Origin of the sequence: Sinorhizobium sp. NG07B, from assembly GCF_002532005.1 — a bacterium.
Lineage (GTDB): Bacteria > Pseudomonadota > Alphaproteobacteria > Rhizobiales > Rhizobiaceae > Sinorhizobium > Sinorhizobium fredii_C.
The window spans coordinates 411,459-423,831 of record NZ_NWTD01000004.1 but is presented as its reverse complement, the minus strand read 5'-3'; the positions used below and the strand labels follow the sequence as shown (position 1 = coordinate 423,831).

Sequence of the window (12,373 nt, the reverse complement as noted above, 5' to 3'; positions counted from 1 at the left end):
TTTACAATGGGCGCTTGATTGGGGCGCTCAGGCCAGAAGAGCGGCAAGCGCCGCGTCGATATCGGCGGGCGTATTGACGGCAAGGCCGTTGACGGTCTTGTCGATCCGCCGGGCAAGGCCGGTCAGCACCTTGCCCGAGCCGATCTCGTAGAGTGTCGTCACATCATTGGCGGCGAACCATTGCACCGTCTCGCGCCAGCGCACCTGACCGGTCACCTGCTCGACCAGGAGCCGGGCAATCTCGCCCGCATCGCTGACTGGAGCGGCCAGCACATTGGTGACGACCGGCACGAGCGGATCGCGCTTCTCGACAGTGGAAAGGGCATCGCGCATCGCGTCGGCGGCCGGCGCCATCAGGGCGGAATGGAAGGGTGCGGAGACCGGCAGCATCAGGGCGCGCTTTGCGCCTTTTTCAGAGGCGAGCGCGGCCGCCTTTTCCACCGCCTGCTTCTCGCCCGAGATCACCAGCTGCCCGCCGCCATTGTCATTGGCGATCTGGCAAGCACCGAGTGACAACGCCTCGCGACAGACCGCTTCGACATCCTCGTTTTCCAGGCCGATGATCGCAGCCATCGCGCCCCTGCCGACCGGGACGGCCGCCTGCATCGCATTGCCGCGGATGCGCAGGAGGCGCGCCGTATCGGCAAGCGAAAAGGTTCCGACGGCACAGAGCGCCGAATATTCGCCGAGCGAATGACCTGCAACGAAGGAAACCTTGTTTCTGAGATCGAGGCCTTTCGACTCGAGCACCCGAATGACTGCCATGGAGACGGCCATCAGCGCCGGCTGCGCATTCGCCGTCAGCGTCAGGGTTTCCTCGGGACCGTTCCACATGGTGTCGGAAAGCTTTTCACCGAGCGCGTCGTCGACCTCGGCGAAGACGGCTGCGGCCTCCGGAAAGGCTTCGGCCAATTCCTTGCCCATGCCTACGGCCTGGCTGCCCTGACCGGGGAACGTGAATGCAATGCTCATCAGGAGTGCCCTTCCCTGGATTTCGACGGGCGATCGTGTCGGGCCCGTCGCAATCTGCTTTCTCGGTGTGAGTGGAACGCGGGCGCCGGCGCCACAGTAGCCTCACCCCACCGTTTTCCTCTCCATTCACATTCCTGAACGGCGAGTCAAGCGCGCCGCCCTCTCGTTGCCGGCTTTTGCCCTTGATCTTCGTCAAGCAAGGCTTAAGTTTGCCCGCATCGCCGCACCGGCTCGATATCCTCCAGGTTGCGGCATCACCCTATTCGAGGGCAGCGCGCCTTTCTCCTCCCGCCGGCGCGCATCCGCCAGCACAAGGAACGTGATTACATGCGCTACAATACGCTTGGCCGCACCGGCATCAAGGTTTCCGAAGTCTGCCTCGGCACCATGACCTGGGGCTCGCAGAACAAGCCGATCGAAGCCCACGGGCAGCTCGACTATGCCGTCGAACGGGGCGTCAACTTCATCGACACCGCCGAACTTTATCCGACAACGCCGCTTTCGGCGGAAACCTACGGCAATACCGAGCGCATCATCGGCGACTGGCTGGCAGCCCGGCGCCGGCGCGACGACGTGGTGCTTGCCACGAAGGTCGCCGGCTCCGGCCGTCCTTATATCCGCAACGGCGGCCCGATGACGCCGGAGGGCATCGACGAAGCACTCGACGCCAGCCTCAAGCGGCTGAAGACCGACTATGTCGATCTCTACCAGCTGCACTGGCCCAATCGCGGCCACTACCACTTCCGCAATGCCTGGTCCTACGACCCGTCGCGGCAGGACAAGGAGCATGTAGCCGCCGATCTGAAGGCCATTCTCGACAAGCTCGGCGATCTGGTGAAGGCCGGCAAGATCCGCGCCATCGGGCTTTCCAACGACACCGCCTGGGGCACGATGAAGATGCTCGACCTCTCCGAGAAACACGGTCTGCCGCGAGTCGCCAGCATCCAGAACGAGTACAACCTGCTTTACCGCCCCTTCGACCTCGACCTCGCCGAACTCTCGCATCATGAAGACGTAGGGCTGCTTGCCTATTCGCCGCTCGCAGCCGGTTTGCTGACGGGCAAATATCTCGACGGGGCAAGACCCGCCGGCTCGCGCCTGTCGATCAACGGCGACCTCGGGGGCCGCTTCACGCCGCACCAGGAGCCGGCGGTCGCCGCCTATGTGGCGCTGGCGCGCGAGCATGGCCTCGATCCGGCGCAGATGGCGCTTGCCTTTTGCCTGACGCGCCCCTTCATGGCATCCGTCATCATCGGCGCAACATCGATCCCGCAGCTCAAGACCGACATCGGCGCCGCCGACGTGACGCTGTCGCAGGATGTGCTGAATGGAATTCGCCGTCTCCACCGGCTCTATCCGGCGCCGATTTGAGCGACGCCGTCTCCTCCATTCCAGGCGACCGGGACGTCAGGCGGCCATCTGACGGCAGCTTTCGGCGCAGCGCTGGCAGGCATCGACGCATTCGGCCATGTCGCCGATGCGCTCGCAGTCGGCCGCGCATTCGCTGCAGATCTCCGCACATTCGCCGCAGACATGCCGGTGATGGGGCGTTCCGATCAGCATGAAATGTGCCGAGGTCCGGCATATCTCGGCGCAGGCCATCATCAGCCGGAAATGATCGGGCTCCGTGTGCTTGCCGCCCGCCTCGAGACAATGGCTCATTGCCGTCGAAAGACAGGCACGGTAGCAGGCCAGGCAATTTTCGATGCACTCCTGCATCTTCGGATCGATATGGTGCATTGTCGTCTCCTGCAGTTTACGACTGCCGGGCCAACAGGGAAGTAGGCCGAATGTTCCGCAACTTGGCGCTGCGGGGATCCCTTACCATTTCGACGCGACGCAGGATCTTCCGATCGCGCCTTGCATTTCGGCTGAAAATCCGTATAAGCGCGCTGTTCGAAACGCCCGGTCTTCTGGCTGGTGGCTGAACGGAGGGCCGGCTTCCATCCCGGAGGCCGCCAGGAACGACAAGCTGTTCCGGCCTCCCGTGTCTCCGCTCTCGACCGTCTCGATACAACACTTTCTTGCCGGCTCGTTCGAGCCCATAAGAACAGTCGTTGAGGCTTAGCCGCCGAGGTCCGGGCTGATTAACGCAAGAAAGGCAAGCCACAATGGCTCTTTATGAACACGTATTCCTCGCTCGGCAGGACATCACGCCGCAGCAGGTCGACGCCCTCGTTGAGCAGTACAAGGGCGTCATCGAATCGAACGGCGGCAAGGTCGGCCGAGTCGAGAACTGGGGCCTGAAGTCCCTCACCTACCGCATCAAGAAGAACCGCAAGGCTCACTACGTCCTCATGGACATCGATGCTCCGGCACCGGCAGTCCACGAAGTCGAGCGCCAGATGCGCATCAATGAAGACGTCCTGCGCTACATGACGATCGCCGTCGAGAAGCACGAGGAAGGCCCGTCCGCGATGATGCAGAAGCGCGACCGCGACGATCGTCCGCGCCGCGACGGCGACCGTCCGGACCGTGGTGGATTCGGTGACCGTGGTCCGCGTCCGGACCGTGGCGATCGCGAAGACCGTCCGCGCCGCCCGCGCGAAGACCGCGCGTAACCCGAAGCCTAGGAGATAAAGACAATGGCTGAAGTTTCTTCCGCTCCGGTACGCCGCCCGTTCCACCGTCGCCGCAAGACCTGCCCCTTCTCGGGCGCAAACGCTCCGCGGATCGACTACAAGGACGTTCGCCTCCTGCAGCGCTACATTTCCGAGCGCGGCAAGATCGTTCCTTCCCGCATCACGGCCGTTTCCCAGAAGAAGCAGCGCGAACTCGCCCAGGCGATCAAGCGCGCACGCTTCCTCGGCCTGCTGCCCTACGTCGTGTCGTAAGGATCTCTCTCCGTTGGTCGCCTGACTCAACGGTAACCGACTCTGCGTCGAGGCGCTTCCTTCGGGTGAGCGCCTCGACGCCTCCCTTCCGCGGTGGGCGCGGATCGGAACCGGCGCGGAATGCGCCAAATCCCATGTTGGGGCAGCCAAAGGCGCCCCTAACTGCGTTTGAAGCAGGACAGCGAACGTTGAAGAACTGGAACAGGACATCGCTGATCACCGGCGCGCTTGCCGGCGTTACCGCCGCCCTTCTGTCGATGGGCGCGAACACGCAGTCGTCCCTGGCGATCGTTCTCTATGCCGCTTCCGCACTGCCGATTCTGATTGCCGGCCTCGGCTGGGGCAATGCCGCAGCGCTCACCGCGATCGGCGTGGCCGGAGCAACGGCGGCAAGTCTGGTCTCGCCCTATTTCGCGCTGCTCATCCTCGTCGTCACGCTCGTTCCGGCCGGCTGGCTCAGCCATCTTGCCAGTCTGGCGCGGCCTGCCTCCGAACTCGGCGGCCCCGAGGGCGCTCTTGCCTGGTATCCGCTTTCCGACATCCTCGGCCACCTCGCCGGGCTCGTCACCCTCGGCATGATCATCGTCGCCACGATCATCGGATATGATTCCAGCGTCTCGGAACTGATGGTCGACATGCTCGTCGAGGCGGTCAAGGCCCAGGAACCGCTCTACAATCCCGACGCGGCCACGATTGCCCAGCTCAAGTCGATGTTCACGCTGGCGCTGCCGTTGGTGCAGGGGGCGCTCTGGGTGGTCATGCTGTTTGCCGCCTATTACGTCGCCACCCGGATCGTCCAGATGTCGGGAAAGTCCCTGCGGCCGCGCGAAGACATTCCCTCTTCGCTCAGGATGCACCGCAACGCCATCTTCGTCTTCCTCGGCGGCCTGATCCTTACCTTTCTCGGCGGCGCGCCGGCGGCGATCGGCGCCCTCGTCTGCGGCACGTTCGGGGCGGGCTTTCTGCTCTCGGGCTTCGCCTCCTTCCATTTCCGCACGCGCGGCAGGTCCTGGCGGCTTCCCGTGCTGTGGATCGCCTATCTGTCGGTTCTCGTCTTCACGATCCCGGCGGTCTTCTTCCTCCTGTCCGGATTGACCGACACGCGACGCACCATCGCGGTCACGCCGACGGGGAAAAGCTAACCAACGAACAATGCCAAACTGAAAAGGAACTCAACATGGAAGTGATTCTCCTCGAACGCATCGCCAAGCTCGGCCAGATGGGCGAAACCGTGAAGGTTCGCGACGGCTTTGCACGCAACTACCTGCTGCCGCTTGGCAAGGCCCTGCGCGCCAACGCCGCCAACAAGGCCCGCTTCGAATCCGAGCGCGCAACGCTCGAAGCCCGCAACCTCGAGCGCAAGTCGGAAGCCCAGAAGGTCGCCGACAAGCTTGACGGCAAGTCTTTCGTGATCGTGCGCTCCGCCGGCGAAACCGGCCAGCTCTACGGCTCAGTCGCCGCTCGCGACATCGTCGATGTGCTGGCCGCCGAAGGCTTCAACATCAACCGCAACCAGGTTAACCTCAACCAGCCGATCAAGTCGATCGGCGTTCACAAGGTAACGCTGCACCTGCACGCGGAAGTCGACGTCGTCGTCGAAGTCAACGTTGCCCGTTCGGCCGAAGAAGCCGAGCGTCAGGCCAAGGGCGAGAGCCTGACCTCCGTCGACGCCATCTACGGCGTCGACGAAGACGCCCTGAAGCCGGAAGACTTCTTCAACCCGGAAGCCGAATTCGCGGGCGAAGAAGAATAAGCATCAGCTTCAGAGCTCAACGACAGGCCCGGATCTCCCGATCCGGGCCTTTCTTTTGCCGTCACGAACAGCGCGCGAAGGCGATTGCGGACGACGGGGGAAGGCGAATCAGATAGATTTGCGGCCGACCTCCGCCATTGTGCAAATGCCCGGCGTGGCATGTTTCGGGTCCACCGCGCCCCCCTGTGAATCAGTGTGAACAACCGCCAAAAACCAAAGGCGGACACGCAAGCTCCAGCACTGTTGCACAGCTACACTAGACGTGGCGGAAGGGAGGAAGCAAATCGATTGGCACACGGGATAATAGAGGCGGATACGGATCTCCCATGAACGACGCAGCGCGAAAGCTCGCTCCCTTGCCCAAGGATCAGGCGGACCAGCATTACCGCGAAGCGCCGAACAATCTGGAAGCCGAGCAGGCGCTGCTTGGCGCGATCCTGGTCAACAACGACGCCTTCTATCGCGTGTCGGACTTTCTCAAGCCCGTGCATCTCTACGAGCCCCTGCATCGCAAGATCTTCGAGGTCGCCGGCGAGATCATCCGCATGGGCAAGACCGCTAACCCGGTGACGGTCAAGACCTTCCTCAAGGCCGACGAGAAGGTCGGCGACCTGACTGTCGCGCAATATCTTGCTCGCCTCGCGGCCGAAGCCGTGTCGATCATCAACGCCGAGGATTACGGCCGGGCAATCTACGACCTGGCGCTCCGCCGCTCGCTGATCACCATCGGCGAGGACATGGTCAACATCGCCTATGATGCGCCGCTCGACATGCCGCCGCAGAGCCAGATCGAGGACGCCGAACGGCGCCTCTTCGAACTCGCGGAGACCGGCCGCTACGACGGCGGCTTCCAATCCTTCAACGACGCCGTGGCGCTCGCCATCGACATGGCCGGCCAGGCCTTCGAACGCGACGGGCACCTCTCCGGCATCTCCACTGGCATCCATTCGCTCGACGGCAAGATGGGCGGTCTGCAGCGCTCGGACCTGATCATCCTCGCCGGTCGCCCTGGCATGGGCAAGACGTCGCTTGCCACCAACATCGCCTATAACATTGCCGCGTCTTATGAACCGGAAGTGCAGCCGGACGGCTCCTTCAGGGCGAAAAACGGCGGCGTCGTCGGCTTCTACTCGCTTGAAATGTCGTCCGAACAGCTTGCGACCCGCATCATCTCGGAACAGACCGAAGTGTCGTCCTCGAAGATCCGCCGCGGCGATATCTCCGAAGCCGATTTCGAAAAACTCGTCGCCTGCTCGCAGATGATGCAGAAGGTGCCGCTCTATATCGACCAGACCGGCGGCATCTCGATCGCCCAGCTGGCGGCCCGCGCACGCCGCCTGAAGCGCCAGCGCGGCCTCGACGTGCTCGTGGTCGACTACGTCCAGCTGATGACCGGCTCGAAGAAGTCTGGCGAAAATCGGGTGCAGGAGATCACCGAAATCACCACCGGCCTCAAGGCGCTCGGCAAGGAACTCAACGTACCGATCATCGCTCTGTCACAGCTGTCGCGTGCGGTGGAAAGCCGCGAGGACAAGCGCCCGCAACTCTCCGACCTGCGTGAATCCGGCTCGATCGAGCAGGACGCCGACGTCGTGCTCTTCGTGTTTCGCGAGGAATACTATGTGAAGAACATGGAGCCGCGCGACGAACTCGACCCGAAATACGAAGAGTGGAAAATGCAGATGGAGCGGGTGAAGGGCACGGCCGACGTGATCATCGCCAAGCAGCGCCACGGGCCGACCGGCACCGTCAAGCTCGCCTTCCAGTCGGAATTCACCCGCTTCTCGGACCTCGCCGACTCATCGTTCACGCAATACGAGCATTGAACGTATTGGCCCCTCATCCCGCTGCCGCGACCTTCTCCCCGCACGCGGGGAGAAGGGGCAAGAGGCACCGCTTAGCCTCCCCCTCCTGCAAGGCGGAGCAAAGTCTGAGAGGGCGCCGCGAGTCTCCTTCGCCCCGCCTGCGGGGAGAAGGTGGCCGGCAGGCCGGATGAGGGGAAAATCCCGAAAACGTTCGCTCTCACGCCCCGATCAGCGCTCTTGCGACCGCTACGACGAAGACGCCAATCGCGACGGCCGCAAGCAGCGGCAGTCGCGTGGCGGCGAGTGCCGTCGCAAGCGTTGCCAGCGTCTCGGCCGGCCCGGTCACGAGCGCCGTCGGGGCGATGACCGCCATGAGCACGGCGGGAGGAATCGCCTCCAGGGCGCGCTTCTGCTGCGGGCCGATCGCGACGAAGCGAATGACGAGAAGACCGGCAATGCGTGTCAGCACCGTAGCTGCAGCCATCGCCACGATGGCGAGGAGCGTATTGGGATCGAGCGTCATGCGCAGGCCTCCCGGTGTCTGGCGGTGAGGAGCGTTGCGGCAACGCCTGCGGCGGCACCGGCCGCGATGTACCAGACGCCGGGCAGGAATTGGTGGGCAAGGACCGCCGCCGCCGCACTGGCGAAGAGCACCGCGCCGGTGTCCCGCCCCTTCCAGAAGCCAATCACCAGAACCGTAAATACGGCCGGGAACGCGAAATCCAGGCCGATCGCCTTCGGGTCGCCGAGGAAGGCGCCAGCGGCGGCGCCAGCGAGGCTCGTTAGAACCCAGACGCAATAGAACGGCACGGCAAGGCCCGCATACCAGGTGGGCGTCAGCCGCGTCTGGCCGGCGCGGACCTCGGCCATGGCCCAGATTTCATCGGCGAGCAGCAACATCGCGGCATATTTTGCCGGGCCGGAAAACGCCGGCATCTTCGTGCCGATCGAAGCGCTCATCAGCATGTGACGGATATTGACGAGCAGCGCCGAAAAGGCGAGCGCGCCCCAGGAGGCCGGATGCGTCCAGATGTCCATGGCGACGAATTGCGACCCGCCGGCAAAGACGAAGGCGCTCATCAGCGTCGCTTCAAGGCTGCTCAGGCCCTTGCTTGCGGCAACGGCGCCAAACACCAGGCCGATCGGCATCACCGCTACCGTCAGCGGCGCCATCGCCCTCATGCCGCCTAGAAACTGAGACATCCCTGCCCTTCTCACGTCCGTTATCTCCACCTTGTTTTGCGGAGAGTTCATAGAACGGACAGCGACGGCCGGTCTTGAACGAAAGTGATCAGCCGGCGCGGAAGGCCCCCGGCGTCACGCCGGTGCGCGCCTTGAAGTGGCGGGTAAAATGCGCCTGGTCCGCAAAGCCGCAATGATAGGCCGTATCGGCCGGCGACCAACCCCGACGCAGAAGCGTCCTTGCCTCGCGCACCCGCTTGTCGGTCAGGAAGGCATGCGGTGTGATGTGGAACTCCTTGCGAAAGGCCCGGATCAGATGGGCGCGGCTGAGGCCGGCGACGTTCGCAAGCTCGTCGAGGCCGATGTCGCTCGCATAATTCTCGAGAAGATAGTCGCGGGCGCGGTGTACCGCGGAACTCTCGCGCGTGCGGACCGGAACGATGATCGCGCTGCCGTGCCGCTCGAACAGCGTCGCCAGAAATCCGAACATGCCCTCGTCCGCCTCGAGCGCCCCCGTCTTTCCCTCCAGCACCTGATGCGCACGGCGGAAGGCGGCTGCAAGCTCGAGGTCCGTCAGCCACTGCCGCGAAAAGCACGGCGTGCCACGGAACGGACGGCCGGTGATATCTTCGAGAATTTCGACGAACAGCTCCACGGACGGGTATATCATCCTGTAGCGATAGCCGTCATTGCCCGGATGCCCGTCATGGGTTTCGTCGGGATTGATCAGGTAGAGGTCTCCCGGCCCTGTCTGCGAACGCTCGCCTTTGATGGTGCTGATCTGCGAACCCGCTTCGATGGCACCAATGCTGAACGTGTCATGCGCATGCGGCGCGAACTCGTGGGTGATGAATGTCGCGCTCAGGCATTCCATGCCCTTGAACCGCGCATCCCGCCAGAAACGGGTGTGCTCGGCTCCCTTGAGCGGCATGGCCTCGATGGCCTCTTCCTGGGAAATCGTATGCATCGGCCGATCCTAACGGTGCCGAGATTTTTCGTCTTGCACAAAAGTGCTCAGCTTTCGCGAGGTCGGCAGTCAGGCCGAAGAGGTTTGCGGCACCGGGCGCTTGGATGTATTGCTCACATATCGCCCATGCAAGAGTTCTCCCATGCACAGCTCCGAATTCCTCGCTGCCTCGAACCGGCTCACCATCGATCTGACGGCGCTCGCCGACAATTGGCGGGCGATGAACGAGCGGTCGGGCAAGGCCCGTGCCGCCGCCGTGCTCAAGGCCAATGCCTATGGTATCGGCGTCGCGCATGCGGCCCCGACGCTCTACGCTGCCGGCGCCCGCGATTTCTTCGTCGCGGATGCCGAGGAAGGTGCCGAACTCCGCCCGCTCCTGCCGGACGCCCGCATCTATATTCTCGCCGGCATGTGGCCCGGCAACGAGGAGCTGTTCTTCGCCAATGACCTCGTGCCGATCATCAACTCGGAGGAGCAGCTTGCCGTGTTCATGGCGGCGCTTTCCGATCGGGGCGACCATCCTTGCGTCCTCCATGTCGATACCGGCATGAACCGGCTCGGCCTATCGGTCGAGGAGGCCGTAGCGCTCGCCCATGATCCAGCGCGCCCGGCGAGTTTCTCGCCCGTGCTGGTGATGAGCCATCTTGCCTGCGGCGATGATCCGAGGCATCCGATGAACCTCTATCAGCTGCAGCGTTTTCGAGAGGTGACGGCGGCCTTTGAAGGCGTGCCCGCCAGCCTTGCAAATTCCGGCGGCGTTTTCCTCGGCGAAGACTACCATTTCGACCTCACGCGTCCGGGCATCGCGGTCTATGGCGGCGAAGCGGTCAACGATGCCGTCAACCCGATGAAGCCAGTCGTCACCGCGGAAGCGCGCATCCTGCAACTGCGCACCGTCCCCTCGGGCGGAACGGCAAGCTACGGCGCCTCGGCGCGCTTTATGCGTGACAGCCGGATCGCGACCGTCGCGATCGGCTATGCGGATGGCTACCACCGCTCCGTTTCCGGAGGCGGGGTCACGATGAGGCAGGCGATGCCGTCGGGTGCCTGCGGGTTCCTGCATGGCAGGAAGGTTCCGCATGTCGGACGTGTCACGATGGATCTCAGCCTGTTCGATGTCACCGACCTGCCGGAACGGGCGGTGCGTGCCGGCGACTATATCGAGCTTTTCGGCCGGAACGTCGCCATTGACGACGTTGCGCGGGCCGGCGGTACGATCGGCTACGAGTTGCTGACGAGCCTCGGACACCGCTATTGCCGAACCTATGTCGGCGGTGCCTGATCGTCGTTTCAGGCGGCGTCGAAAATCACCCTTTCAATCGGCATTTCGCGTCATTATGTGACCGCTCGAAGTGATTCTCCCGAGGCGGAGACGGACCGCCCCTTCCTCTTGCAACTTTCCGAAAGCTGATCCCGATGGCGAAAACCCGCACCCAGTTCGTCTGCCAGAATTGCGGCACCGTGCACTCCCGATGGGTCGGCAAGTGCGACGGATGCGGCGAGTGGAATACCATCGTCGAGGAAGACCCGATGGGAGGCATCGGCGGCGGTCCGATGCGCGCCCCCAAGAAGGGACGGCCGGTGGCGTTGACGACGCTTTCCGGCGACATCGAGGACGCGCCGCGCATCGAGACCGGCATATCCGAGCTCGACCGCGTCACCGGCGGCGGCTTCGTGCGCGGATCGGCGCTGCTCGTCGGGGGCGACCCGGGCATCGGCAAATCGACCGTGCTGATGCAGGCGGCGGCAGCGCTTTCGCGCCGCAAGCATCGGGTGATCTATGTCTCGGGCGAGGAGGCGGTCGCCCAGGTACGTCTGCGGGCCCAGCGGCTCGGTGCCGCAGACAGCGACGTGCTGCTCGCCGCCGAGACCAATGTCGAAGACATCCTAGCGACGCTTGCCGAGGGCAAGCGCCCGGATCTCGTCATCATCGATTCGATCCAGACGCTTTGGAGCGATACCGTCGATTCCGCCCCCGGAACGGTGACGCAGGTGCGCACCGGCGTTCAGGCGATGATCCGCTTCGCCAAGCAGACGGGGACGGCGGTCGTGCTCGTCGGCCATGTCACCAAGGAAGGGCAGATCGCCGGACCGCGGGTCGTCGAGCACATGGTCGATGCCGTGCTCTATTTCGAGGGCGACCGCGGCCACCACTATCGTATCCTCCGGACGGTGAAGAACCGTTTCGGTCCGACCGACGAGATCGGCGTCTTCGAAATGTCCGACCAAGGCCTGCGGGAAGTCGCCAACCCGTCCGAGCTCTTCCTCGGCGAACGCAACGAGAAATCGCCCGGTGCCGCGGTTTTTGCCGGTATGGAAGGAACCCGGCCGCTCCTCGTCGAGGTGCAGGCGCTGGTAGCACCGACCTCGCTCGGCACGCCGCGACGGGCGGTCGTCGGCTGGGACTCGGCGCGGCTCTCCATGATCCTCGCGGTCCTGGAGGCCCATTGCGGCGTCCGCCTCGGGCAGCACGACGTCTACTTGAACGTCGCCGGAGGATACCGGATTTCCGAGCCGGCAGCCGATCTTGCCGTCGCTTCCGCACTGGTTTCGTCACTCGCCGGGCTTGCTCTTCCAGCCGATTGCGTCTATTTCGGCGAAGTCAGCTTGTCGGGCGCAGTCCGGCCGGTTTCGCATACCGCTCAACGTCTCAAGGAAGCCGAGAAGCTCGGTTTCTCGCTGGCCGTATTGCCGTCTGCAACAGCCGACCTGCCGAGGAGCGGCAATGGCCGCTGGAGCGAGATGGAAAGCCTGCCGGACCTGGTTGCGCGCATCGCCGGATCGCGGCGCGCCCTGCAACAGGCGGACGAGGCGGAGTGAAGGATCGGCGCCGACGAAACGCGCTTCTGGGGCGGCGCCG

Annotated in this window: 13 protein-coding genes; 8 read left to right on the top strand and 5 right to left on the bottom strand. The window is 64.0% G+C overall.

Annotation, left to right across the window (positions count from 1 at the left end; genetic code table 11):
- Nucleotides 1-27: 27 nt before the first annotated feature.
- Entirely contained in the window at nt 28-972 is a 945-nt protein-coding gene (fabD, locus tag CO664_RS16740) for an ACP S-malonyltransferase (protein WP_097539386.1), read from the bottom strand.
- 327 nt (nt 973-1,299) lie between these two features.
- On the opposite strand from fabD, the gene CO664_RS16735 reads away from it, so the two are divergent.
- Entirely contained in the window at nt 1,300-2,343 is a 1,044-nt protein-coding gene (locus CO664_RS16735; RefSeq protein WP_097539385.1) for an aldo/keto reductase, read from the top strand.
- 36 nt (nt 2,344-2,379) lie between these two features.
- On the opposite strand, the gene CO664_RS16730 is transcribed toward CO664_RS16735, so the two are convergent.
- Nucleotides 2,380-2,712, bottom strand: coding sequence for a four-helix bundle copper-binding protein (locus tag CO664_RS16730; protein ID WP_097526511.1), 333 nt, complete (start codon nt 2,710-2,712; stop codon nt 2,380-2,382).
- Nucleotides 2,713-3,083: 371 nt separating this feature from the next.
- Here CO664_RS16730 and rpsF point away from each other — a divergent pair, with 371 nt between their 5' ends.
- The 5 genes from rpsF (at nt 3,084) to CO664_RS16705 (ending at nt 7,385) form a co-directional block, all read left to right on the top strand.
- Entirely contained in the window at nt 3,084-3,533 is a 450-nt protein-coding gene (gene rpsF, locus CO664_RS16725) for a 30S ribosomal protein S6 (RefSeq protein WP_037379737.1), read from the top strand.
- Nucleotides 3,534-3,557: 24 nt separating this feature from the next.
- A complete protein-coding gene (gene rpsR, locus CO664_RS16720; protein WP_012707461.1) occupies nt 3,558-3,806 on the top strand; it encodes a 30S ribosomal protein S18 in 249 nt (82 codons plus the stop codon).
- A gap of 188 nt (nt 3,807-3,994) precedes the next feature.
- On the top strand, nt 3,995-4,948 hold the full coding sequence (locus CO664_RS16715; RefSeq protein WP_097526512.1) for a DUF2232 domain-containing protein: 954 nt from the start codon (nt 3,995-3,997) through the stop codon (nt 4,946-4,948).
- Between the two features lie 35 nt (nt 4,949-4,983).
- Nucleotides 4,984-5,559: a 50S ribosomal protein L9 gene (rplI, locus tag CO664_RS16710; protein ID WP_097526513.1), complete on the top strand. Its 576-nt coding sequence runs from the start codon at nt 4,984-4,986 to the stop codon at nt 5,557-5,559.
- 326 nt (nt 5,560-5,885) lie between these two features.
- A complete protein-coding gene (locus tag CO664_RS16705) occupies nt 5,886-7,385 on the top strand; it encodes a replicative DNA helicase (RefSeq protein ID WP_097539384.1) in 1,500 nt (499 codons plus the stop codon).
- 196 nt (nt 7,386-7,581) lie between these two features.
- Here CO664_RS16705 and CO664_RS16700 read toward each other — a convergent pair whose 3' ends face one another.
- From CO664_RS16700 to CO664_RS16690, 3 genes are all read right to left on the bottom strand, one after another.
- A complete protein-coding gene (locus tag CO664_RS16700; RefSeq protein WP_097539383.1) occupies nt 7,582-7,887 on the bottom strand; it encodes an AzlD domain-containing protein in 306 nt (101 codons plus the stop codon).
- Nucleotides 7,884-8,537: an AzlC family ABC transporter permease gene (locus CO664_RS16695; protein ID WP_097539382.1), complete on the bottom strand. Its 654-nt coding sequence runs from the start codon at nt 8,535-8,537 to the stop codon at nt 7,884-7,886. Before CO664_RS16695 ends, CO664_RS16700 begins: the two co-directional genes overlap by 4 nt.
- A gap of 118 nt (nt 8,538-8,655) precedes the next feature.
- Nucleotides 8,656-9,513, bottom strand: coding sequence for an AraC family transcriptional regulator (locus tag CO664_RS16690; protein WP_037413835.1), 858 nt, complete (start codon nt 9,511-9,513; stop codon nt 8,656-8,658).
- Nucleotides 9,514-9,655: 142 nt separating this feature from the next.
- Here CO664_RS16690 and alr point away from each other — a divergent pair, with 142 nt between their 5' ends.
- Nucleotides 9,656-10,795, top strand: coding sequence for an alanine racemase (gene alr, locus CO664_RS16685; protein ID WP_097539381.1), 1,140 nt, complete (start codon nt 9,656-9,658; stop codon nt 10,793-10,795).
- 134 nt (nt 10,796-10,929) lie between these two features.
- Entirely contained in the window at nt 10,930-12,333 is a 1,404-nt protein-coding gene (radA, locus tag CO664_RS16680; protein ID WP_097539380.1) for a DNA repair protein RadA, read from the top strand.
- Nucleotides 12,334-12,373: the final 40 nt, after the last annotated feature.